Annotated in this window: 25 protein-coding genes; 7 read left to right on the top strand and 18 right to left on the bottom strand. The window is 72.6% G+C overall.

Annotated elements, in window-relative coordinates:
* Positions 1–9: 9 nt before the first annotated feature.
* From O7553_RS05525 to O7553_RS05485, 9 genes are all read right to left on the bottom strand, one after another.
* The gene (locus O7553_RS05525; protein WP_281553778.1) at positions 10–2,151 is read right to left on the bottom strand and encodes an EAL domain-containing protein; all 2,142 of its coding nucleotides are present in this window, start codon (positions 2,149–2,151) and stop codon (positions 10–12) included.
* Between the two features lie 240 nt (positions 2,152–2,391).
* Entirely contained in the window at positions 2,392–4,587 is a 2,196-nt protein-coding gene (gene ligA, locus O7553_RS05520) for an NAD-dependent DNA ligase LigA (RefSeq protein WP_281553777.1), read from the bottom strand.
* A 131-nt stretch (positions 4,588–4,718) separates the two neighbouring features.
* Positions 4,719–4,880 carry a hypothetical protein gene (locus O7553_RS05515; RefSeq protein WP_281553776.1) on the bottom strand — a complete coding sequence of 54 codons (162 nt, stop codon included), beginning with the start codon at positions 4,878–4,880 and terminating at the stop codon, positions 4,719–4,721.
* Positions 4,881–4,970: 90 nt separating this feature from the next.
* Complete coding sequence (locus O7553_RS05510; protein ID WP_281553775.1) at positions 4,971–6,023, bottom strand: methionine synthase; 1,053 nt, start codon at positions 6,021–6,023, stop codon at positions 4,971–4,973.
* Positions 6,024–6,064: 41 nt separating this feature from the next.
* Entirely contained in the window at positions 6,065–7,138 is a 1,074-nt protein-coding gene (gene mnmA / locus O7553_RS05505) for a tRNA 2-thiouridine(34) synthase MnmA (RefSeq protein ID WP_281555487.1), read from the bottom strand.
* A gap of 64 nt (positions 7,139–7,202) precedes the next feature.
* Positions 7,203–8,399, bottom strand: coding sequence for a cysteine desulfurase family protein (locus O7553_RS05500; RefSeq protein ID WP_281553774.1), 1,197 nt, complete (start codon positions 8,397–8,399; stop codon positions 7,203–7,205).
* A gap of 104 nt (positions 8,400–8,503) precedes the next feature.
* Positions 8,504–9,466 (bottom strand): electron transfer flavoprotein subunit alpha/FixB family protein, encoded by a 963-nt coding sequence (locus O7553_RS05495; protein WP_281553773.1) that lies wholly within the window; start codon positions 9,464–9,466, stop codon positions 8,504–8,506.
* Between the two features lie 14 nt (positions 9,467–9,480).
* On the bottom strand, positions 9,481–10,260 hold the full coding sequence (locus O7553_RS05490) for an electron transfer flavoprotein subunit beta/FixA family protein (protein ID WP_281553772.1): 780 nt from the start codon (positions 10,258–10,260) through the stop codon (positions 9,481–9,483).
* 203 nt (positions 10,261–10,463) lie between these two features.
* Entirely contained in the window at positions 10,464–10,868 is a 405-nt protein-coding gene (locus O7553_RS05485; RefSeq protein WP_278167647.1) for a hypothetical protein, read from the bottom strand.
* A gap of 33 nt (positions 10,869–10,901) precedes the next feature.
* Here O7553_RS05485 and O7553_RS05480 point away from each other — a divergent pair, with 33 nt between their 5' ends.
* The 3 genes from O7553_RS05480 to O7553_RS05470 are packed head-to-tail and all read left to right on the top strand — an operon-like array spanning position 10,902 to position 12,084.
* The gene (locus O7553_RS05480) at positions 10,902–11,291 is read left to right on the top strand and encodes a DUF202 domain-containing protein (RefSeq protein WP_281553771.1); all 390 of its coding nucleotides are present in this window, start codon (positions 10,902–10,904) and stop codon (positions 11,289–11,291) included.
* Complete coding sequence (locus tag O7553_RS05475; protein ID WP_281553770.1) at positions 11,284–11,622, top strand: DUF202 domain-containing protein; 339 nt, start codon at positions 11,284–11,286, stop codon at positions 11,620–11,622. The genes O7553_RS05480 and O7553_RS05475 overlap by 8 nt, the downstream gene beginning before the upstream one ends.
* Before the next feature lie 36 nt (positions 11,623–11,658).
* On the top strand, positions 11,659–12,084 hold the full coding sequence (locus tag O7553_RS05470) for a PLD nuclease N-terminal domain-containing protein (RefSeq protein ID WP_281553769.1): 426 nt from the start codon (positions 11,659–11,661) through the stop codon (positions 12,082–12,084).
* 39 nt (positions 12,085–12,123) lie between these two features.
* On the opposite strand, the gene O7553_RS05465 is transcribed toward O7553_RS05470, so the two are convergent.
* From O7553_RS05465 to O7553_RS05450, 4 genes are all read right to left on the bottom strand, one after another.
* Complete coding sequence (locus O7553_RS05465) at positions 12,124–12,939, bottom strand: ABC transporter permease (protein WP_281553768.1); 816 nt, start codon at positions 12,937–12,939, stop codon at positions 12,124–12,126.
* Positions 12,936–14,015, bottom strand: coding sequence for an ATP-binding cassette domain-containing protein (locus O7553_RS05460; protein WP_281553767.1), 1,080 nt, complete (start codon positions 14,013–14,015; stop codon positions 12,936–12,938). The genes O7553_RS05465 and O7553_RS05460 overlap by 4 nt, the downstream gene beginning before the upstream one ends.
* Positions 14,016–14,153: 138 nt before the next feature.
* On the bottom strand, positions 14,154–15,776 hold the full coding sequence (locus tag O7553_RS05455; RefSeq protein WP_281553766.1) for an acetolactate synthase: 1,623 nt from the start codon (positions 15,774–15,776) through the stop codon (positions 14,154–14,156).
* A gap of 155 nt (positions 15,777–15,931) precedes the next feature.
* Entirely contained in the window at positions 15,932–16,705 is a 774-nt protein-coding gene (locus O7553_RS05450) for an enoyl-CoA hydratase-related protein (protein ID WP_281553765.1), read from the bottom strand.
* 95 nt (positions 16,706–16,800) lie between these two features.
* On the opposite strand from O7553_RS05450, the gene O7553_RS05445 reads away from it, so the two are divergent.
* A complete protein-coding gene (locus O7553_RS05445; RefSeq protein WP_281553764.1) occupies positions 16,801–17,370 on the top strand; it encodes a DUF6232 family protein in 570 nt (189 codons plus the stop codon).
* 4 nt (positions 17,371–17,374) lie between these two features.
* The gene (locus tag O7553_RS05440) at positions 17,375–18,142 is read left to right on the top strand and encodes a hypothetical protein (RefSeq protein ID WP_281553763.1); all 768 of its coding nucleotides are present in this window, start codon (positions 17,375–17,377) and stop codon (positions 18,140–18,142) included.
* Positions 18,143–18,156: 14 nt separating this feature from the next.
* Here O7553_RS05440 and O7553_RS05435 read toward each other — a convergent pair whose 3' ends face one another.
* Complete coding sequence (locus O7553_RS05435) at positions 18,157–18,423, bottom strand: helix-turn-helix transcriptional regulator (RefSeq protein ID WP_123600369.1); 267 nt, start codon at positions 18,421–18,423, stop codon at positions 18,157–18,159.
* Positions 18,424–18,500: 77 nt separating this feature from the next.
* On the opposite strand from O7553_RS05435, the gene map reads away from it, so the two are divergent.
* Positions 18,501–19,274 carry a type I methionyl aminopeptidase gene (gene map / locus O7553_RS05430; RefSeq protein ID WP_281553762.1) on the top strand — a complete coding sequence of 258 codons (774 nt, stop codon included), beginning with the start codon at positions 18,501–18,503 and terminating at the stop codon, positions 19,272–19,274.
* 79 nt (positions 19,275–19,353) lie between these two features.
* Positions 19,354–19,785: a DNA-binding protein gene (locus O7553_RS05425; RefSeq protein ID WP_281553761.1), complete on the top strand. Its 432-nt coding sequence runs from the start codon at positions 19,354–19,356 to the stop codon at positions 19,783–19,785.
* Positions 19,786–19,853: 68 nt separating this feature from the next.
* On the opposite strand, the gene O7553_RS05420 is transcribed toward O7553_RS05425, so the two are convergent.
* From O7553_RS05420 to O7553_RS05405, 4 genes are all read right to left on the bottom strand, one after another.
* Complete coding sequence (locus O7553_RS05420; protein WP_281553760.1) at positions 19,854–20,261, bottom strand: YccF domain-containing protein; 408 nt, start codon at positions 20,259–20,261, stop codon at positions 19,854–19,856.
* A gap of 96 nt (positions 20,262–20,357) precedes the next feature.
* Complete coding sequence (locus O7553_RS05415) at positions 20,358–21,248, bottom strand: ribokinase (protein ID WP_281553759.1); 891 nt, start codon at positions 21,246–21,248, stop codon at positions 20,358–20,360.
* Positions 21,249–21,260: 12 nt separating this feature from the next.
* On the bottom strand, positions 21,261–22,058 hold the full coding sequence (locus O7553_RS05410; protein ID WP_281553758.1) for an ABC transporter ATP-binding protein: 798 nt from the start codon (positions 22,056–22,058) through the stop codon (positions 21,261–21,263).
* An 85-nt stretch (positions 22,059–22,143) separates the two neighbouring features.
* Entirely contained in the window at positions 22,144–23,319 is a 1,176-nt protein-coding gene (locus tag O7553_RS05405; protein WP_278167628.1) for an ROK family transcriptional regulator, read from the bottom strand.
* Position 23,320 lies beyond the last annotated feature (1 nt).

Genomic DNA, 23,320 nt, shown 5'->3' with positions numbered 1-23,320 from the left:
CCGACGAGTCTATTTCTCCGGCGGGTCAGCCGAGTCATCGGGCACGCCGGCCGGGACGGCGCGCGGGCCGGGGACCAGTGGACGGTACCGGGCCAGCCAGCTGACCAGCTCGTCGGCGGGCATCGGCCGGGCGTAGAACCAGCCCTGGGCGACGTGGCAGCCGAGCGCGGACAACCGTCGCCAGGACGCGTCGTCCTCGACGCCTTCGGCGACGACCCGCAGCCCGAGCGCCCGGGCCAGCTCGATCACCGAGCGGACGATGGCCGCGTCGTCGGTGTCGGCGGCCATGCCGAGGACGAACGAGCGGTCGATCTTGACTTCGGACAGCGGCAGCCGGCGCAGGTGCTGCATGGACGAGTAGCCGGTGCCGAAGTCGTCCAAGGCGATCGCCACCCCGATCGCGTCCAGCCGGGAGATGGTAGCCAGCACCCGCCGGGGGTCGGCCATCAGCGCCCCCTCGGTGATCTCCAACTGGAGTTGCTCCGGTGACAGGTTGAAGCGGGTGAGCCGGTCGGAGATCTGCTCGGCGATCTCGCCGGTGTGCAGGTCCCGGACGCTGACGTTGACCGCTGCCCGCAGGGTGATCCCGGCGGCGGCCCACTTGGCGATCTGCTCGACGACGTCGTCGACGACCCGGCGGGTGAGCAGGCGCATCACGGCGCTCTGCTCGGCGACCTTGATCAACTCTTCCGGGTCGACCATGCCCCGGCGCGGATGCCGCCAGCGCAGCAGCGCCTCCACCCCGACCACCTCGCCGGTCGCGATCTCCACCTGCGGCTGGTAGTACATGGTGATCTCGCCGACGTCGTCGACCTCCCGACCGGAGTCGGCCGCGTGCGCGCCGTTGACGTCGAGTACGCGACGCAGGTCGGCGAGGAGGCTGAGCCGTTCCGGCGTGTTGTGGTCCGACTCGGCCGCGTAGACGGCGGTGCCGTCACCGGTGTCCTTGGCGTCGTACATCGCGACGTCGGCGTGCTGCAGCAGGGTGGCGAAATCCCCACCGTGCTCGGGGTAGAGGGCGATGCCCACCGAGCCGCCGACGTCCAGCGGCAGCCCGTCCAGGGCGACCGGCTCGGCGAGCGCGGTCACCACCTGATCGGCGATCTCCCGCGCCTCGTCCGCGCCGGTGAGCCGGGTGGCCAGGATGGCGAACTCGTCGCCGCCGAGCCGGACCACCAGGTCCTGCGGCCGGACCACCATGGCCAGCCGCAGCCCCACCTCGACCAGCAGCCGGTCGCCGACCAGATGCCCGAGTGCGTCGTTGACCCGTTTGAACCGGTCCAGGTCAAGCAGCAGCAGCGCCATCCGGGAGTCCGGCGCTCCGCGCCGCAGCGCGTCGGCGTGTGCCGGCACCTGGTCAGCGATCTCGACGATCAGCGCCTTGCGGTTGGCCAGCCCGGTCAACGGGTCCAGCCGGGCCGACCGTTCCTGCTCGCTGGCCAGCGCGGCCATCCGGTAGACCGCGTACAGCGGCACCAGCACGAGGGGGATCAGCGCCGGGTCGACCTGTGCGGCGACCACCAGCACCGGCCCGAGCAGCAGCAGCGATCCGGTGGAGGACAGCTCGAAGCCGATGCCACGGCGGGCTGACCGCCACCACCGGCCGCCGAAGCGCAGCCGGATCGCCAGGGTGACCGTGCCGTAGTTGACCGCCGACCAGGCCGCCGCCGCGCCGACCGCCACTGCGACGTCGCTCCAGGCCAGCTCCGCGGTGCCGGCGAAGGCGCCCGGCCCGGCCAGCCCGGCCACCGCCGCTGCGGCGGCGAGCGCCAGCGCGTACTGCGAACTGTTGAACAGGGCCCGCCACGGCACGTGCCGGGCCCGCCAGGCGAAGACCGCCACCGCGACGGCCTGCACCGCGACCGCCGGGCCGAGGCCCCAGGCGAGCAGGATGGCGAAGGTGAAACAGACCGACGGAAAGACTTCGGACCGGCGCCGCCGGCCCGGTGGGGTGAACGGTCGGGCGTCGCCGACCACCGCGAGCAGGGCCATCAGCCAGAATGCCGCCGGCAGGTCGAGAATCTGGGCGGGCAGGTCCAGCAACGGTACGGCACAGACGGCGAGCGCGGCGGCGGTCACGCCGCCGACAAAGCCGAAGAACCCAGGGGCGCGTTCCGAAGGAACGGAGTTCCGCAATGCCGCGGCCTCCATCTGCCCTCCCGTCGCGCTCCCGTGGCCCGCTTCGCCGGCTCGGCATGAGCCGGGCGTCCCGCCGACGTCCTACACCTTAAGGACGGACGGCCCGCAGGTCAGGAGCGAAGCGCGGTCGTGACTGATTTGAGACGCGGTCGGCGAATGCCCCACGCGGGATTCCTGACCGCGTCGCGAAATGGCGTCCGCCAATTGTCGGGGCTCCGGCGAGGGTCCGGGTCGACCGACGCCGGGTCGCCGCTAGCTGGCGGCGGCGGGCTCGGCCGTATCGGCAGGCTGGACAGGATCGGCGGTACCGGCGGACTCGGCCGGCTGGTCCGGTTCGTTGACGGCGACCGCCCGGGCCGCGTCCTGCCCCTCCTCGAGAAGCGCGCCGAAGCCTGCCTCGTCGAGCACCGGGACACGCAGTGCGATGGCCTTGTCGTACTTCGATCCCGGGCTGTCGCCGACCACCACGAAGCCGGTCTTCTTCGACACCGACCCGCTGACTTTGCCGCCGCGGGACTGCACCGCCTCGGCCGCCTCGTCACGGGAGTAGCCGGTGAGTGAACCGGTGATCACGACGGTGACGCCAGCCAACGGGCGCGGCGCCTGGTCGTCACCGGCTTCCTCGACCATCCGTACGCCCGCCGCGCGCCAGCGCCGAACCACCTCCTGAGCGTGCCCGGCGGCGAGCCAGTCGGCGGCGGCCGCGGCGATCACCGGGCCGACCCCGTCGACGTCGACCAGCTGCTCCTGACTCGCGGCGGCGATCGCGTCGATCGAGCGGAACTCGCGGGCCAGCGCCTGGGCGGCGACCGGGCCGACGTGCCGGATGGAGAACGCGACGATGATCCGCCACAGCGGCCGTTGCCTGGCCTCGGCGAGGTTGGCCAACAGTTTCTTCGCGTTCTCGGTCAGCTCACCGCTCTGGTTGCAGAAGAACTTGACTCCGGACAACCGGTCGGCGTCAAGATCGAAAAGGTCGCCGATGCTCTGCACGGCACCGGAATCGACCAGGGCGATCGCGGACCGCTCACCCAGCGCCTCGATGTCGAGAACGCTGCGGCCGGCAACGTACTCCAGCTTGCGGGTCAACTGCGCCGGGCAGTCGAGATTCGGACACCGGATATCGGCGTCCCCTTCTTTTTCGTAGCGCAGCTCGGTGCCGCACTCCGGGCACTCGGTCGGCATCACGAACTCGCGCTCGGTGCCGGTCCGCAGATCGACGACCGGGCTGACCACTTCGGGAATGACGTCGCCCGCTTTCCGCAGGACCACCATGTCGCCGATCAGCACCCCTTTGCGGGCCACCTCTCCGGCGTTGTGCAGGGTGGCGAAGCCGACCGTCGAACCGGCCACCTTGACCGGGTCGAGCACCGCGTACGGGGTGACCCGCCCGGTCCGCCCGACGTTGACCTTGATGTCGAGCAGCCGGGTGTTGACCTCCTCCGGCGGGTACTTGTAGGCGATCGCCCAGCGCGGGGCGCGGCTGGTGGAGCCGAGACGGCGCTGGACCGACACCTCGTCGATCTTGACCACCACGCCGTCGATCTCGTGCTCCACCTCGTGGCGGTGCGAGGCGAAGTGGGCGATGAACTCACGCACCCCGTCGCGGTCGCCGACCACCTGCCAGCGTTGGCTGATCGGCAGCCCCCAGTCGGCCAGCTGCCGGTACGCGTCGGACTGGCGTACCGGCTCGAAGCCCTTGCGCGCCCCCAGACCGTGCACCACCATGCGCAGCCCGCGCCCGGCGGTGATCCGGGGGTCCTTCTGCCGCAGGGAGCCGGCGGCGGCGTTGCGCGGGTTGGCGAACGGCGCCTTCTCCTGGGCGACCAGGCTGGCGTTGAGCTCGTCGAACGCCGCCACCGGGAAGTAGATCTCGCCACGGACCTCCAGCAGCTCGGGCGCCTCGCCGGCCAGCCGCTCCGGGATCTGCCGGATGGTTCGCACGTTGGGGGTGATGTCCTCGCCGACCCGGCCGTCGCCCCGGGTGGCCGCCCGCGTCAGCACGCCCCGCTCGTAGGTGAGGTTGACCGCGAGGCCGTCGACCTTCAGCTCGCACAGGTAGTTGACCGGGCCACCGGCGTCGCGCTCGACCCGGTCGACCCAGGCGGTGAGCTCGTCGTCGTCGAAGGCGTTGTCCAGGCTCATCATCCGCTCGGCGTGGTTCACCGGGGCGAACTGGGTGGCGTAGGCGTAGCCCACCCGCTGGCTGGGCGAATCCGGTGTGCGCAGCGACGGGTGTCGCTCCTCCAGCTGGTTCAGCTCCCGGATCAGCAGGTCGTACTGCCCGTCGGAGATCTCCGGCGCGTCGAGGACGTGATAGCGGAACTGGTGGCGATCGATCTCCTCGGCGAGCGTGGCGTGCCGCTCCCGGGCGGCCGCGTCGGGCTCCTCACCGGCCTGCGCCTGCCCGGCGGCGCTGACCTGCTGCGGAACGACTTCCTCGGACACCGGCTGACCTCCGTGTTCGGATCTACCTGCGCACCGTATCGGTCGGCACCGACATTCGCGGATACCGGCCGACGGACCGACCGCAGTCACCCGCCTGGCGGACCGACCCGGTCACTCGCGTGGCGGCCCGGTCACTCGCCTTGGACGAGGTTGAACACGGCCACCCCGGCGCACCACAGGAAGCACAGCACGGAGACCACCACCAGCACGGCGACGATCAACCCGCGGTACACCCGCCACCAGCCGCGCCGACCGGCGGCCGGGTCACCGTCGCTGTCACCGTGGTAGCTCATCGCCGCCAACGGTAACCGTAGGCACACCCCGGGCGGCACTGTTCCACCGGCCGGACCCCACCGCACTCCACCGCCGGCCGCCGGCCGGGTTCAGCCCTCGGCCAGCCGCCGGCCAGCGTCGCGGCAGGCGGCCAGCGCGGCCCGGGCGTACGGCACGGCCGCCCCGGCCAGCCCGCACGCCGGGGTCACCACCACCTGGGCGGCGGCCCGCTCCGCCGGGAACCCCAGCTTCGACCAGAGGGTACGGACCTGTCCCGCCGCCCGCGCCGAGGCCGGTGCCGCCGCGCCGGTCGCTTCCCCGGTCGCCGGCACCACCCCGGCGAACAGCCCCATCCCGGCGTCGATCGCCTCACCGACCGGGTCCAGGTCGGTGAGCAGCTCCAGGTCGGCGGCGATCGCGACGGCTCCGGCGGCCCGCAGCAGACCCACCGGTACACCGGGGGCGCAGCAGTGCACCACTACCGGCACGCCGACTCCGGAGATCACCTCGGCGAGCAGGTCCCGGACGGTGCCGGCGACGACCGCCCGGTAGGTGTGCAGACCGCTGTCGGTGCGCAGCGTCCCGGCCAGCACGGCGGGCAGCGAGGGCTCGTCGAGTTGGAGCAGCAGCCGCGCGCCCGGCACCCGGCGTGACACCTCCGCGACGTGCTCCCGCAGGCCTTCGGTGAGCGACGCGGCGAGGTCACGTACGGCGCCGTGGTCGCGGACCAGCCGCCCACCGAGGCCGACGTCGAGAGCGGCGGCCAGCGTCCACACCCCGGCGGCCTGCAGCTTGACCGGCCCGGTGTAGCCGTCGGCCTGCTCGGTCAGCTGGTCGAGGTCCCGTTCCCGCAGGTCGAGTGCGCGGCGCAGGTCCCGGCCGGGTCGGGCGGCGACCCGCCACCGACCGGCGTACAGCTCGACCGGCAGGTCCACCAGGAAGGTGGCGCCGCGTCCGATCATCTCTGCCCCCGGCCCCCGGGCCGGCAGTTCGGGCAGGTGCGGCAGGCCCGGCAGTTCACCGAGGACGATCCGTTGCGCCTCGGCGACGTCGGTGCCGGGCAGCGAACCGATCCCGCTGGCGGCACCTGGCGGCCAGGGCCACGGTGAGTCCGTCGCAGGGACGGCCGGCTCCGGGCTGGACGGACTACGCGGGTCGGTCACGTCAGGTCACTCGCGTCGGTCACGTCCGCCGACTCTACCGGTCAGCCGGCGATGGTCGCCGAGCCGAGCACCACGTCGCCGGCCGGATCGGGCCGGTAGGCGACCATCGCCTGGCCGGCGGCGACCCCCCGGACCGGCCGGTGCAGCTGGGCGTGCATGCCGGCATCGGTCAGCTCGACCACCGCCGGGGTGGTCGACCCGTGCGCGCGCACCTGGAGCATCGCCTCGACCGGACCGGTTGGCCGGTCCCCGCCGATCCACACCGGGCGGACACCGGTCACCGCGTCGACGTCCAGCGCCTCGGCCGGGCCTACGGTCACCGTGTTGCTCGTCGGTGTGATCGACAGCACGTAGCGGGGTCGACCGTCCGGCGCGGGCACCCCGATGCCCAGGCCACGCCGCTGGCCGACGGTGAACGCGTACGCCCCGTCGTGGCGGCCGACAACCGCGCCGGTCGTCGCGTCGATCACGTCGCCCGGGACGTTGCCGAGCCGGTCGGCGAGGAATCCACGGGTGTCGCCGTCGGCGATGAAGCAGATGTCGTGTGAGTCGGGCTTGTCGGCCACCGCGAGCCCGTACCGCGCCGCCTCGGCCCGGACCTGCGCCTTGGTCGAGTCGCCGAGCGGGAACATCGCCCGGTCCAGCTGGGCCCGGTTGAGCACGGCGAGCACGTACGACTGGTCCTTGGCCAGGTCGACGCTGCGCCGCAGCAGACCGTCGGGGCCGAGCCGGGCGTGGTGGCCGGTGACCACCGCGTCGAACCCCAACGCCACCGCGCGGTCCAGCACCGCCGCGAACTTGATCTTCTCGTTGCAGCGCAGGCACGGATTGGGGGTACGCCCGGCGGCGTACTCGGCGACGAAGTCGTCCACCACGTCGCTGTGGAACTGCTCGGCCATGTCCCAGACGTAGAACGGGATGCCGATCACGTCGGCGGCCCGCCGGGCGTCCCGGGCGTCCTCGACGGTGCAGCAGCCACGGGCCCCGGTGCGGTACGTCTGCGGGTTGCGCGACAGCGCCAGGTGCACACCGGTCACGTCGTGCCCGGCGGCCACCGCCCGAGCCGCCGCCACCGCCGAGTCGACCCCGCCGGACATCGCCGCCAGCACTCGCACCGTACCCATCTCCTGCCTGATCGTCGCCTCGGTTCGAGGGTAATCGTCCCGCAGCGGCCCCGGGTCAGCCGGCGGCGGGCGGCGTCGCCTTCGTGCCGCGGACCGCGCCGGCCCGGCGGGCCCGCTCGACCGCACCGGGCAGGGCCGCCACCAGCGCGTCGACCTCGGCCCGGGTGGAGTCGTGGCCCAGGCTGAACCGCAGGGACGAGCGGGCTCGCTCGTCGTCGTCGGCCATCGCCAGCAGCACGTGCGACGGCTGCGCGACCCCGGCCGAACAGGCCGAGCCGGTCGAACAGGCGATGCCCTGGGCGTCGAGCAGCAGCAACAGTGCGTCGCCTTCGCAGCCGGGGAACGAGAAGTGCGCGTTGCCCGGGAGCCGGTCGGCCGGGTCACCGTTGTAGATCACGTCCGGTACCACCTGGCGTACCCGTCGGACCAGGTCGTCGCGGAGCGCACCGACCCGCGCCGCGTGCTCGGCCTGGCGTTTCACCGCCACCTCCACGGCGACCGCGAACGCGGCGATCCCGGCGGTGTCGACCGTGCCGGAGCGGACGTCGCGCTCCTGGCCACCACCGTGCAGCAGCGGGGTGCAAGTGACGTCCCGGCCGAGCAGCAGGGCGCCCACGCCGGCGGGGCCGCCGAGCTTGTGACCGCTGACGGTCAGCGCGGCGGCGCCACTGGCGGCGAAGTCGACCGGAACCTGACCGACCGCCTGGACCGCGTCGGTGTGCAGCGGTACGCCGGCCCGCGCGGCCATTGCCGCGACGGCGGCGACCGGTTGCACTGTGCCGACCTCGTTGTTCGCCCACATGACGGTGACCAGGGCCAGCTCGTCGGCGGCGGCGTCCAGCTCGGCCTGCACGGTGGCGTCGTCGACCCGACCGGTAGCGTCCACCGGCAGCCAGGTCACCTGGGCCTGCCCGTGCTCGGCGAGCCACTGCACGGCGTCGAGCACGGCGTGGTGCTCGACGGTGCTGGCCAGGATCCGCCGCCGGGCAGGATCCGCCGCCGAACGTGCCCAGAAGATTCCCTTGACCGCGAGGTTGTCGCTCTCCGTGCCGCCGGCGGTAAAGATCACCTCGGACGGCCGGGCGCCGAGGGCGGCGGCGACCCGCTCCCGGGCCTCCTCGACCGTACGCCGGGCCGCCCGTCCGGCGGCGTGCAGTGACGACGCGTTACCGACCCGGCGGGCGGTGGCGACGTAGGTCTCCACCGCCTCGTCGAGCATCGGCGTGGTCGCGGCGTGGTCGAGATAAGCCATCACCAGCAAGCCTATCCGCCGGGTCGGGTCCGGCGGATAGGCGGCCGGACCCGATCAGTCAGGTCGGTACGGCGGTGGCCGCGACGCCCTGCGGGACGGTCACCTCACTTGCGCTTGCGGATCTCCTCGGCCGCCTGCGGGACCACCTTGTTCAGGTCACCAACCACACCGAAGTCGGCGAGCTCGAAGATCGGCGCCTCACCGTCCTTGTTGACCGCCACGATGGTCTTCGCGGTCTGCATCCCGGCCCGGTGCTGGATCGCCCCGGAGATGCCCAGCGCCACGTACAGCTGTGGGGAGACGGTCTTGCCGGTCTGCCCCACCTGGAACTGATGCGGATAGAACCCGGAGTCGACCGCGGCCCGGGAGGCGCCCACCGCGCCGCCGAGCAGGTCGGCGAGCTCCTCGACCAGTTTGAAGTTGTCGCCGCTGCCGACACCGCGCCCGCCCGAGACGACCACGGACGCCTCGGTGAGCTCCGGCCGGGAGCCGGACTGCTCGGCGACCCGCTCGACCACCTTGGCCAGCTTGTCGGAGTCGGCGACCTGCACCTGCACCTGCTCCACCTGCGGGGTGGCCGGGGCCGGCTCGGGCGCCACCGAGTTGGGCCGCAGCGTCACCAACGGCAGGCCCCGGGTGACCCGGGAAGTGACGATGGTGGCGCCGGCGAACGCGATCTGGGTCGCCGTGCCGTCGGCGGCCAGGTCGACCACGTCGGTCAGCAGGCCGTTGTCCAGCCGTACGGCGAGCCGACCGGCGATCTCCTTGCCCTCCTGCGAGGAGGCGAGCAGCACCGCGCCGGGCTGCACCCGGCCGATCAGCTCGGCCAGCACGGTCACCTTCGGAGCGACCAGGTAGCCGTCGATCTCCTCGCTCTCGGCGGCGTACACCTTGCTGGCGCCGTACTCACCGAGCTTGTCGGTCATCGCGGCGGCCGCACCCGGCCCGCCGAGCACCACCGCGGACACCTCGCCGCCCAGCTTACGGGCCAGGGTCAGCAGTTCCAGGGTGACCTTCTTGACGCCGAACTCACCGGTGGCCTCGACGACAACGAGAACCTCAGCCATGTCAACCTCCCCGCTCACACGAACTTCTCGGACGCCAGGAACTCGACCAGCCGTACGCCGGCCTCGCCGTCGTCGACGACCTTCTGCCCCGCCGACCGTGGTGGGCGCTTGTGGTGCTCGACGACCTCACTGGTCGCCCCGTCGAAGCCGACCTCGCTGGCGGCCACCCCCAGATCGGCCAGGGACAGGCTCTGCACCGGCTTCTTCTTCGCCGCCATGATCCCCTTGAACGAGGGGTAGCGCGGCTCGTTGATGGTGTCCCACACCGAGACCACCGCCGGGGTGGCGGCGCTGACCACCTCGTAGCCCTCTTCGCTCTGCCGTTCGACGGTGAGCGTGCCGCCGTCGACGGTCAGCTTGCGGGCGCCAGTCAGGGCGGCGATGCCGAGCCGTTCGGCGAGCATGTGCGGCATCACCTGCACCCGCCCGTCGGTGGACTCGGCACCGCAGAGGATCAGATCCGCCCCGAGGGTGCCGAGCGCCGCGGCGAGGACCTTGGAGGTGGCGACCGCGCAGGAGCCGTGCAGGGCGTCGTCGACGACGTGCACCGCCTTGTCCGGCCCCATCGACAGCGCCTTGCGGATCGACTCGGCCGCGCGGTCCGGGCCCATGGTGAGGATGGTCACCTCACCGCCGTTGGCCTCCCGCAGCCGCAGCGCCTCCTCGATCGCGTACTCGTCCATCTCATTGATCACGTTGTTGGCCGACCCGCGGTCGACGGTGTTGTCGTCACCGCGCAGGGCGCGTTCCGCGCCGGAATCGGGCACCTGCTTGACGAGTACGACGATGTTCATCGCGCTTCGACACCCCTCCTGTAGGTGGTGCTGCTCTACCACTCTCGGCGCAGCCTGCCGCTTTCCTTAACGATCGGTCAACCGAGCACCGCTGTGGAATGCCCCACCCGCCATGTTACCCGCAAGTAGCCAAGGGCCAAACGGCCCCACCGACGGGCCGGCCGGACCGTACGACCGCCCTGGTCAGCAGGGGGACGGACCGGTCAGGAGGGAGTGGCCAACGCCTGCCTGATCTTGGAGATCATCGCCGTCTCCGCCGGGTCGACCCCGGACGCGGCCCGCGCTACCCGGTCGACCGCCTCGGTCACCGCCGACCGGTAGTGCTCCAGGTCGTGCGGGGCCTTCGCGGTGAGCACCGCCACCGACTGCCGCAGCGCCGGCAGCACCAACTGCTCCACCGCCTCCGGCGTGTCCCGTGCCAACTTGGGCAACTCGCCGCTGGTCAGCACGTCGTTCACCAGACCCGACGTCCCGGCGAACACGTCCGAGGCAGCGAAGCTCTCCCGGACCATCGACACCAGCCCCGGGTCCGCAGCCGACACCAGGTAGACGGCACCGAAAGCACCGGTCTTCAGTGTGCTGCGCTCGTCATCGGTCAGCTCGGCCACAGACGGTGAGTCTAGTCGGCGATAATGATCCACGTGTGGAGTGCGCTGCGCCGGTGGTTCGATCCCCAGCAGCTGCGCCGGGTCGGCACCGCGCCCGACTACCGGTTCTCGCTGGCGAACGAGCGGACCTTCCTGGCCTGGATCCGGACCGCCCTGGCGTTGGTCGCCGGCGGGCTGGCCATCGCGCAGTTCCTGCCTGAGCTGTCCGTGGCCCACCTTCGGGAAGGGCTGGCGGTGACCCTGCTGCTGCTCGGCGGGACCGTCGCGCTGCGGGCGGTCGACCACTGGTCCCGTACCGAGCGGGCCATGCGGTTGGGCACCGACCTACCGGCGTCCCGGTTTCCGGCGTTCCTCGCGATGTGTGTCGGTGTCGGTGCCACCGCGTTGACCATCGTCGTGCTGGTCGAGGCGGCCAGTGGCTGATCCCACCGACCCGCCGGCCCGCGAGCACGGACCGCCGGCCCGGGACCCCGGTCTGCAGCCCGAACGGACCCGGCTGGCCTGGCGGCGGTCGGCTCTGGCGCTCACCCTGGTGGTGGCGCTCACCATGCGGCTGGCCGTCGAGCGGGGCGGAGCCGCCACGCTGCTCGGTCTGTTCGCGGTGATCGGTTGGGCCGGGCTGATCGGCCACGCCTACCGGCACGCCAGCGGCCCACGACGTCCGGCAGCCGGACAGATCAGCACGGAGGTGCCCCTGCTGGGGCTGGTCACCGCCGGTTACGCGGCGCTCGGCGCCATCCTGATCCTCAGCTGACTAGGCTGAGCCCGCCGGGCGGGGCATCATTGCGGGATGGCCCGCGTGTTCATCCTGCTCTTCATGCTCCACGTCGTGCTCATGGCGGTGGCGCTGATCAGCTGCCTCTCAGCGGAGAAAGGTGACGTCCGCGCCCTGCCGCGCCTGCTCTGGGTGCCGGTCATCATCGTCATCCCACTCCTCGGGCCGGCCGCCTGGTTCCTCAGCCGCCGGCCCGGCTTCGGCAGCCCGTCACCGCTCGGCGGCGTCCCCAGACCGACCGGTACCCCGCCACCGCGCAACCGTCCGACGGCCCCCGACGACGATCCCGAGTTCCTGCGCGCGCTCGACGCCGAAAGGTCGAAGCAGGATCGCGAGCTCTTCGAACGGTGGGAGGAGGACCTGCGCCGCCGGGAGGACGACCTGCGCCGCCGGGACGCCGCAGACCCCCGGGAGGACCGCCGGCCCGAGTCAGGCGCCTGACCCGGGCAACCCGAGCGGCCCGCCCGGAGGGTGGTCAGGTCAGACCCGGCGCTTGAACCGGGCGAGCGCCAGCGGCGCGAACACCGCCGCGATGCCGGCTGCCCAGAGCAGCGAGAAGCCGACCGGGCCGGCGGCGGGCGCGCCACTGAGCAGGCCACGCAGGCCGTCGGCGAGGATCGTCACCGGGTTGACCTCGACCCAGGCCTGAAGCCAGCCCGGCATAGTCTCGGTCGGCACGAATGCGTTACTGGTGAAGGTCAGCGGAAAGATCACCATGAAGCCGAAGATCTGCACCTTCTCCGGCTCGCTGACCATCACCCCGACCAGCACCGAGATCCACGACGCGGCCAGGGTGAAGGCCAGGATCAGCGCGAACGCGCCGAGCAGGCCGACCGGACCACCTTCGACCCGGTAGCCGAGGATCATCCCGACACCCAGCAGCAGCAGCACCGACCAGGCCTGCTTGACGGTGTCGGCCAGGATCCGCCCGGCCAGCGGCGCCCACCGGGCGATCGGCAACGACCGCAACCGGTCGAACACCCCCTTGGTGAGGTCGGTGTTCAGCCCGAACCCCGTGGTCATCGTCGCGAAAAGGGCGTTCTGCACGATGATTCCCGGCAACGCGAAGGTCAGATAGTCCCCCGGCGTGCCGGCGATCGCGCCGCCGAACACGTAAGTGAACAGCAGCAGGAACATCAGCGGCTGGACGCTGAGATCGAGCAGCTCCAATGGATTGTGCTTGATCTGCACCAGGCTCCGCCAGGCCAGGGTGCGGGTGTGCCGCAGCCCGGCCACCGGGCTGACCCACTGGTGCCGCCCGGACAGCTCGGACGTGGTGGCGGTGGTGGCGGTCAACGGATTCCCTCCATGGTGTCGGCGGTCGGCTGTGCTCCCGTACCGGCCGGCCCGGTCGCCGGTGTCGGGCGCTCGCCGGAGCCGGTCTCCGAGCCGCCGGGGCCGGTCGCAGAACCGGTGCCGGTCGGCGATCCGCCGGAGCCCGGATCGGCCCGGTGGCCGGTGAGCGACAGGAAGACCTCGTCCAGGCTTGAGCTGCGCAACGCCAGCTCACCCACCTTCACCCCGGACTCGTCGAGTCGGCGGACCACCGCCGGCAGCAGGTCCGCATCGGCGGTGCTCACCGTCACCGTGGTCTGGGCCAACGACGGCTCGTTGCCGGACAGCTCCCGCAGCGCGGTCAGCACCGTCGGCAACTGTTTTGGATCGGTCGGGCGCACCGCGAGGACCTGGGCACCGGTCTTGGCCTTCAGCTCCTCCGGCGTACCGCCGGCGATCACCCGACCGTGGTCGACCACGGCCAACTCGTCGGCCAGCTGGTCGGCCTCCTCCAGGTACTGGGTGGTGAGCAGCACCGTCACGCCACCGGCGACCAGCCCACGGACCAGCTCCCACAGCTCGTTGCGGCTGCGCGGGTCCAGCCCGGTGGTCGGTTCGTCGAGGAACAGCACCTGTGGCCGTCCCACCAGGCTGGCCGCCAGGTCGAGCCGGCGGCGCATACCGCCCGAATAGGTCTTGGCCGCGCGATCGGCGGCGTCGGTGAGTTGGAACTCGGCCAGCAGTTGCCGGGCACGGGAGCGCGCGTCCCGCCGGGACGACCCCAGCAACCGACCGATCATGATCAGGTTTTCCACGCCGGTCAGCGTCTCGTCGACCGAGGCGTACTGCCCGGTCAGTCCGATCGACTGACGGACCTGGTGAGCCTGGCCGACCACGTCGAAGCCCAGTACCCGGGCGTGCCCGGCGTCCGGCCGCAGCAGGGTCGCGAGCACCCGGACCGCAGTCGTCTTGCCGGCACCGTTCGGACCGAGCAGGCCGAACACGGTGCCGGTACGGACCGCGAGATCCACCCCGGCCAACGCGGTCGTCGCGCCGAACCGCTTGACCAGGCCCTCGGCCCAGATCGCGTGCGACATCCTCACTCCTGTCGTTTGTCTGCAGACCCACAATGAACGACAGGACCGACATTCCGCCAAGCATTTGCCGACCAGACCGGGGTCGGCGACCTCTCAGAGCCAGGTCCGACCAGCGCTCAGGCCAACTCCGACCAGGGGTCAGGCCAGGTTCGACGAACGCGGATAGGCGTCCTCCGGGTCGGTCACCACATTGACCAGGTACGGCACCCCGGCGTCGAAGGCCCGGCGCAGCGCCGGACCGATGTCGCCGGCCTTGGTCACCGTCTCCCCCGCGCCGCCCAGCGCCCCGACTATCTCGTCGTAGCGCAGCCCCGGCTGCAGGTCGGCGGCGACATCGTAGCCGTACATGGCGCGCATCGGGTGCTTCTCCAGCCCCCAGATGCCGTTGTTACCGACCACGATCACCACCGGCAACTTCTGCCGGGCCAGCGACTCGACGTCCATCAGCGAGAAGCCGGCTGCACCGTCGCCCATCAGCACGCAGACCTGCCGGTCCGGGTAGGTGAGCCGAGCACCCATCGCGTAGCCCATCCCGGTGCCCAGGCAGCCGTACGGGCCGGGGTCGAGCCAGCTGCCCGGCACCGACGGCTCCAGGTAACGGCCGGCGTACGAGACGAAGTCACCACCGTCGCCGATGGTCACGGCGTCCGGGTCGAGCACCGCCCGCAGCTCGCCGTAGATCCGCGACGGGCGGATCGGGTCGGACCCGGCGGCGAGCTCGGCCGCGTCCCGCGCCCGGGCCTGCTCCTCGGCGGCGCGCAGGTCGGCCAGCCAGCCGGTGTGGTCGGCCCGGTCGCCGGTGTGGTCGGCGAACGCGGACAGGATCAGCCGCAGGTCACCGGCGGGCGAAACGGCCGGCTGCACGTGGGTCGCCCGCTGGCCCGGCGCGTCGACGACGTGCACCACCTGGGCGGTGCCGAAGTCACCGAAACTGAGCCGGAAGTCCAGCGGGGTGCCGATCACGACCACCACGTCGGCCCGGCCGAACGCGACCCGCCGCGCCTTCGCGAAGGCCAGCGGGTGCCCCGGCGGCAGCGACCCACGCCCCATGCCGTTGGTGAAGACCGGCACCTGCAGCGCCTCGGCGGCCTCCCGCAACGCCGCGACGGCGTCCCCGGCGTACACGTCGGAGCCGGCGACGATCACCGGACGGTCGGCGGCGGCGATCAGCCGGGCCGCGCGGGCGACCTCGTCCGGGTCGGGCTCGACCACCGGCACCGCGGCGGCGGTCGGCGCGGTCACCTCGGCGGTCGAGAAGATCACCTCCAGCGGCAGGTCGAGAAAGGCCGGGCCGCGGTGCGGGGCGAGCGCGGCGGACAGCGCGGCACCGACCGCGGCCGGTACGTCGTCCGTCGCGGCGACCGTGGCGGCGTGCTTGGTGACCGGGGCGACCAGCGGTACGTGGTCGATCTCCTGCAGGCTGCCCGACCCCCAGCGGAACGCCGGTGCCCGGCCACCGAGCACCAACACCGGCGCGGCGTTGAAGAAGGCGCTGGTCAGACCGGAGATGCCGTTGGTGACGCCGGGGCCCGCGGTGAGTGCGGCGAGCCCGGGGCGGCGCTGCAGTTTCGCCACCGCCTCGGCGGCGAAGACGGCGGTCTGCTCGTGCCGTACGTCGTAGATCGGGAAGTCGGCGGCGTGCGCGGCGTCGTACAGCGGGAAGATGTGGCCACCGGAGAGGGTGAACAGCTCACGTACGCCGTACGCCTGCGCGGCGGCCAGTGCCAACGTCCCGCCGTGTCCCTCGATCCGTTCCACCATCGTCGATGCCTCCCGTCGCCCCGGGCCCGCCCGGCCGGCGCACCCCCGAGCAGGTTACCGCTCAGTCACTTAGCCCGGCACCCACGCGCGTCCGGCACCGCCGACACCAAGCCGGTCGGGGTACGGCGGAGGGGTCGGTCGAGGGCCGGTACGGGCTAGCGACCGGTGAAGTCGGGCTTGCGCTTGGCGACGAACGCCGCCATCCCCTCGGTGCGGTCGTCGGTGGCGAACAGGCCGGCGAACAGCTGGCTCTCCCAGGCCAGGCCGGAGGCGAGGTCCATCTCCAGGCCCCCGTCGATGGCCAGCTTGGCCGCCCTGACAGCCTGGGCCGGGCCGGTGACGAACGGTCGCACCATGTCGAGTGCCGCCATGTACACCTGGTCGGCCGGGACGACGCGGTCGGCCAGGCCGATCCGCTCGGCCTCGGCGGCGGCGACCATCCGTCCGGACAGGATGATGTCCTTGGCGCGGGCCGGGCCGACCAGCCGAGCCAACCGCTGGGTGCCGCCGGCACCGGGGATGACCCCCAGCTTGATCTCCGGCTGGCCGAGTTTGGCGTCCTCGGCGACCACCCGCCAGTCGCAGGCCAGGGCCAGCTCACAGCCGCCGCCGAGGGCGTAGCCGGTGATCGCGGCGACCACCGGTTTCGGGATCCGGGCGACCGCGTCGAACGCGCTGGACAGCTGCGCCGCGCGGGCCGCCATGTCCACGTACGACATGTCGGCCATCTCTTTGATGTCAGCCCCGGCGGCGAAGACCTTCTCACCGCCGTAGACCACGACGGCGCGCACCCGCTCGTCGTCGGCGACGGTACGCGCGGCCTCGCGCAACTCCTCCTGCACCGCCGCGTTGAGCGCGTTCATCGGCGGCCGGGCCAGCCGGATGGTGGCAATCCCCTGCTCGACCTCGACCAGCACCAACTCCGGCACGGCGGACCTCCCCATCGACGTCGCGTTCTGGGACAGCCTACGGGGAACACCGGAGAGTGGGTAACGTGATCCACAACGTGAGGGAGGGCAGGCGGATGACCACCTACTACGATGACAAATCCGTACGGATCACCTCCACAGAGATCCGGGTGGACCAGCACCGACATCCGCTCACCCAGGTGCACCGGATCTGGCAGCGGCGGGGTGCCCGCTCGTGGAGCGCCCTGGCCGGCCGGGGCATGGTCGGCGTCGCCTTCCTGGCCCCGGTGGCGACCGCGCTCCTCGGCCTGGTCACCGCGCTGACCATCGACGCCTCGCCGACCGTCACCATCGCGCTGATCGGCGGATCGATCCTGGTCGGGCTGGTCATCATCCCGATCGCGGACCTGCTGCTCGGGCTGCTCGACGACTCCTACGACCGGGGCGCGCACCTGCTCGAACTCTGGGCCGACGTACGGGGCGCTCCGGTGCTGCTGGTGTCCGACCGGGACGCGCTGCGGGTGGGACGCATCCATCGCGCGCTGCGCCGTGCGGTCGAGGCCGCACTGGCGTCGCAAGCGCCTGCTCCGGTCCGGGCCGCTCCGGCCCGCCGGGCGCTACCCCGGCCCACGCCCGGCGGTGCCGACCGGCGCGCCAGCGGTGGTGGCCGGCGCACCGCACAATAGGGAGATGCCGCTCCCGCTGCCGTCTCCGGCGAGTCTCATCGCACTGACCAGATCCACCGTCGGGCAGGTCGCCGGTGCGGTGACCGGCGCGGCCGGACGGGCCACCGGCCAGGCCGGTGAGGTGGCGACCTGGATGGGCCGGCTCACCTCCGAGTACGCCGCCGTGCCGTCGCGCGCGTTCGCCGTACTGGATGAGATCGAGGCTCTGGTGCAACGGGTCGGCACCGTGGTCGACCGGGTCGAGGTGCTGCTCGACCGCAGTGAGCGGGTGGTCGCGGAGGCGGAGGAGGCGACGCTACGGGTGGAGGCGATCGCCACGGCGGCGACCGACGCGGTGGCGGCCGCGACCCGGGTGGCGGCCGCCGCGCAGACGCTGCTCACCGATGCCGACCGGGTGGCGGTGGGGGCCGGTCGGGTGGTGGGGCGCAGCGAGGAGATCGCCGACCGGTCGGTCGAGCTGATCGGCGAGTACGAGCCGGCGCTGCGCCGGGGTGCCCCGATGGCCCGGCACTTCGTCGAGCAGTTGAGCGAGGACGAGGTGGACGCGGCGGTCCGGCTGGTCGACGAGCTGCCCCGGCTGACCCAGCATCTCAAGGCCGACGTGCTGCCGATCCTGGCCACCCTGGACCGGGTCGGGCCGGACATCCACGACCTGCTGGAGGTGACCCGGGACCTGAAGTTGGCGGTGGCCGGCATCCCAGGTCTGCGGATGTTGCGCCGCCGGGGAGCGGACCGGCTCGGTGAGGACGAGGCCCTGCCGTCGGGTGAGTGAGCGCCAGGCCAGCGCTAGGACGCCTGGCGGACGGGCATCTCGGCCAGCCAGACGTCGGCCAGGTCACCGAGGGGGACGTCGAGGGCCTGGCTGAGCCGGACCACGGTGCCGAACGCCGGTGCCGGAAGCCGGCCCGCTTCGATCTTGCGCAGCGTCTCGGGGGAGATCCCGGCCGCCAGCGCCACCTCGACGAGGCTGCGGCCGGCCCGCGCGACCCGCAGCGCGGCGCCGAGTCGCTGGCCTGCGGCGATCTGTTCGGCGGTGAGTGGTTGGCGAACCATGCCCAGCAGGATAGCCCTCCGGAGCGCCCTCGATTCGGCGTGGTATAAAAATACCACAGAGGGAGAGGGAGTCTGTCGTGATCGAGCTCAAGTCCGCCCAGGAGATCGACCGGATGGCGATCACCGGCCAGTTCGTCGGCGAACTGCTCGCCGAGCTGAGCGGTGTCGCCGCAGTCGGCGTCAACCTGATGGACATCGAACACCACGCCCGGCGGCGGATCGCCGAACGCGGCGCCGAGTCCTGCTACTGGGACTACGCCCCGTCGTTCGGCCGCGGTCCGTTCCGCAACGTGCTGTGCCTGTCGGTCAACGACGCGGTGCTGCACGGCCTCCCGCACGACTACGTGCTGCGCGACGGTGACCTGCTCAGCATCGACATGGCGGTCGGCATCGACGGCTGGGTGGCCGACTCCGCGGTCTCCGTCATCGTCGGCACCCCCGATCCGGCCGATCTGCGGCTGATCGAGGCGACCGAGGTCGCCCTCGCGGCGGCGATCGCCGCCGCCCAGCCCGGCGGCCGGCTCGGCGACGTCTGCGCCGCGATCGGCGACGTCGCCGGTTCGTACGGCTACGGCGTCAACGGCGAGTTCGGCGGTCACGGCATCGGCCGCACGATGCACGAGGACCCGCACGTCGCCAACACCGGCCGCGCCGGCCGTGGTATGCGGCTCGACCCCGGCCTGACCATCGCGATCGAGCCCTGGTTCTGCCACTCCACCAACAAGATCAGGTACGACGAGGACGGCTGGACGATCCGCTCCGCTGACGGCTCCCGTACCGCCCACTCCGAACACACCGTCGCCATCACACCGTCCGGTCCCCGGGTCCTGACCGGCCGCCCGACCCCCTGACCGGAGCAACACGATTGCTAAACGTTCTGTTGAAAACGTTGAGTTGACATCGGTGCGTTGGCGTGCTTGAGTCGACACTGTGACCACCGACGACCTGTTCACCCCGCCCGACGCGGCGCAGTCGCGGGCGCACCGCCGGCACGCTGCCCTGCTCCGGATCGCTGAGCGGCACGCCGACACCACCGCGCGGCGGCACCGCCATCTGCACCCGCAGGTGGTCGACCCGTACGAGGCGGTACGGCTGGCACTCAGCCTGGCCAGTGGCGGCGCCAAGGCCGACCCGGACGAGCCGGAGCTGGACGTCAGCGACCTGATCGCGGCACTGACCCTGGTCGCCCCGGTCCGCGCCGACCTCGACGCCGTCGAACTGGGCCTGCTGGAGGCCGCCCGGAGCCGGGGACTCACCTGGCAGGCGATCGCCTTCGGGCTCGGCCTGGGCACCGCGCAGGCTGCCCGGCAGCGCTACGAACGACTCGCCGGACGCAGCGGTCCGGCCGGCGAAGCCGACTGATCAGTGCGGGTCAGCGCCGGTGCCGATCACCTGACCGGCACCGGGCAGGGACTCGCTGGCCGGCTGGGTCAGGCGTGGACCAGCACCGGTCGACGCAGGTCCTCGACGTCAACGATCTCCCGGCCCAGCGGCCAGAACGCCGCCGGCACCAGCTTGAAGTTGGCGATGCCGAACGGAATGCCGATGATCGTCAGACAGAGCGTCACGCCGGTGACGATGTGGGTGAGCGCCAGCCACCAGCCGGCCAGCACCACCCAGAGGATGTTCGCCAGCCCGGAGCCGATCCCCGCCCCCGGCTTCGCGACCAGCGTCCGGCCGAACGGCCAGAGGGAGTAGTAGGCCAACCGCAGCGACGCCACCCCGAACGGGATCGTGACGATCAGCACGAAGCAGACGAGGGCTGCCACCGCGTACCCGAGGCCGAGCACGATGCCGCCGCCGAAGATGAGCCAGAGCAGGTTGAGAATGACTCGCATGTCTCGATGATCCCGCATCCGCGCCACCCGGCACCGGCGGTTCGTGATCAGCGGTCTGTTGGTAGACCGACCAGGCGTGGCCGGGCGGGCGGGCGGTCAGCCGGCCAGGGCGTCGATCTCGGCGCGCTGCGGCAACGACACCGAGGCCCCCAACCGGCGTACGCAGGCCGCACCGGCCGCCGACGCCCACCGGACCGCGGACACCAGGTCCCGCCCCTCGCCCCAGGCGACCGCGAGCGCGCCGGTGAACGCGTCACCGGCGGCGGTGGAGTCCACCGTCTCGACCGGGAAGGCCGGCACGTGGTGCACCGTACCGTCGCGGTCGGCGAACCAGGCACCCTCGGCACCCAGGGTGAGCACCGCCCGACGGACCACCGTCAGCAGCGCCGCCGGGTCCTCCCGCCCGGCGCCGACGACCGCCCGCGCCTCGGCATCGTTGACCACCAGCAGATCCACCGCGTCGAGCAGTTCGGCCGGCAGCTCGCGCGCCGGGGCGGCGTTGAGGATCACCCTGGTGCCCGCACCGCGAGCCGCCGCCGCGGCGGCCAGCACCGTCTCCAGCGGGATCTCCAACTGCGCCACCAGCACGTCGGCGTCGCGCACCGCCGCCAGCTCCGGCTCGGTGAGCCCACGGAACGCCGCGTTGGCGCCCGGGGTGACGACGATCGCGTTCTCGCCGGCCGCGTTGACCATCACGACCGCGACGCCGGACGGCCCGTACACCACCCGCAGCTGGCTCGTGTCCACCCCGGACCGGGCGATCCGGCCGGTCAGGGTGACGCCGAACGCGTCCGAGCCGACCGCGCCGAGGAACACGCAGTCGCCACCGGCGCGGGCCGCCGCGATCGCCTGGTTGGCGCCCTTGCCGCCGGGCACCGTGACGAAGTCGGTGCCGAGCAGGGTCTCCCCCGGCGACGGCAGTCTCGGCGCGGTCGCGACCAGGTCCATGTTCGCGCTGCCCACCACCGCGATCCGCGGCGCTGTCACCACGTCCTCCGCTCAGCCGGCCCGGGCGGTGAACCGCTGGCCCGCCCGCTCGACGACCAGCTGCACACCGAACGTCTCCGACAGGTGTTCGCCGGTGATCGTGGCCGCCAACTCGCCGGCCGCGACGACGGTGCCGCCGCGCAGCAGCAGGGCGTGGGTGAAGCCCGGCGGGATCTCCTCCACGTGGTGGGTGACGAGCATCAACGCCGGGGAATCCGGGTCCTGGGCGAGGACCCCGAGCCGGCCGACCAGCTCCTCGCGGGCACCGAGGTCGAGCCCGGCCGCCGGCTCGTCGAGCAGCAGCAGCTCCGGATCGGTCATCAGCGCCCGGGCGATCTGCACCCGCTTGCGTTCGCCTTCGGAGAGGGTCCCGTACTCGCGCTGCGCCAGCCCGGCCACGCCGAACTGGCCGAGCAGCTCCTGCGCCCGGCCCACGTCGAGCTCGTCGTAGCGCTCCCGCCACCGGCCGACCACCGACCAGGCGGCGGTCAGCACCACGTCGAGCACCCGCTCGGTGCCGGGGATCCGCTCGGCGAGCGCGGCGGTGGTCAGCCCGATCCGGGTCCGCAGCTCCGCCAGGTCGGTGCGCCCCAACTGCTCGTCGAGGACCCGGACGGTGCCGGTCGTCGGGTGCAGCCGGCCGGCGGCGAGGCTGAGCAGGGTGGTCTTGCCGGCACCGTTCGGGCCGAGCACCACCCACCGCTGGTCGGGCTGCACCCGCAGGGTGATGTCCTGCAGCAGGGCCGTGCCGGAGCGGGTCACGCCCACTGAGTCGAGCTCGATCACCAGGTCGTCAGCAACGGTAGGCACCGGACCATCCAATCACGCCGTGGGTGGTGCCGCCCCACCTGGCCGTGCCGGGGTGGCCGGCACCACCCGACGGGTGTCCCCGGGGTCAGGCCACGGTGGATCCGAAGACCTCGTCGCGGGCGGCGTCGAGGGCGGTCCGCAGGGCACCCTGCAGCACCGGCTCCTCGGTCAGCTCGGTGACCACGACCCGGGGGGCGACCAGGGTGATCGCGGCGACTTCGTGCTGCACCCGTTCGGCCAGGGCGCTGCCACCGGCCTGGCCGACCTCGCCGGTCAGCACGACCAGCGGCGGGTCGAGCACCACGCAGCTGCTGGCGACGCCGAGCGCGAGCCGGCGGGCCAGCTCGTCGAGCAACGGCCCGCCCCGGGTGCCGGCGGCGATCGCGGCCCGCACCGCGTCGCCCGCGCTGGCCGCCCGGAACCCGTGTTCGCGGGCCACCGCCCGGACCGCGTCGGCACCGGCGAGCTGCTGGAAGGCCGGCTTGGCGCGGCGGGAGACGTCGCGCGGGATCGGTGCGCCGGGCACCGGCAGGTAGCCGATCTCACCGGCCGCGCCGGTGCTGCCGTGGTGCAGCCGGCCGCCGAGCATGATCGCCAGGCCGACCCCGACGCCGGCCCAGACCAGCACGAAGTCGGGCACGTCGCGGGCGGCGCCGGCGTGTGCCTCGGCGACTGCGGCGAGGTTGACGTCGTTTTCGAACACGACGGTGGTGTCCAGGTCCTCGCGCAGGGCGGCGAGCAGGCCGCGGTGCCAGCGCGGCAGGTTGTACGCGAAGGTGATGTCGCCGTTGGCCGGGTCGACCAGGCCGGGGGTGCCCAGCACCACCCGCCGTACGCTGGCCAGCTGGGTCTCGGCGCTGCTGGCGGCCTGCACGACCGCGTTGTGCACCACACCGACCGGGTCGTCGGTGTCCCTGGTGGACTGTTCGACCCGGCCGATCACCGATCCGGTGATGTCGGCGCAGGCGGCCACCACCCGGTCCGGTCCGACGTCGACTCCGACGACGTGCGCGCTGGCCGGCTGTACGGCGTACAGCTGGGCGTTGGGGCCCCGGCCTCCGGCCTGCTCGCCGACCCGGGTGACCAGCCCGCGCCCTTCCAGTCGCTCGACCAGCTGCGACGCCGTCACTTTGGACAGTCCGGTCAGCTCGCCGAGTTGCGCCCGGGTGAGTGGTCCGCGGGCGATGAGCAGCTCCAGCGCCGCCCGGTCGTTGAGCGCTCGCAGCAGCCGGGGTGTGCCGGGCAGGCGCGGGGAACCCATG

The sequence above is a fragment of the Solwaraspora sp. WMMA2059 genome, from assembly GCF_027497315.1.
Lineage (GTDB): Bacteria > Actinomycetota > Actinomycetes > Mycobacteriales > Micromonosporaceae > Micromonospora_E.
This window is presented reverse-complemented; position numbering and strand designations above follow the sequence as displayed.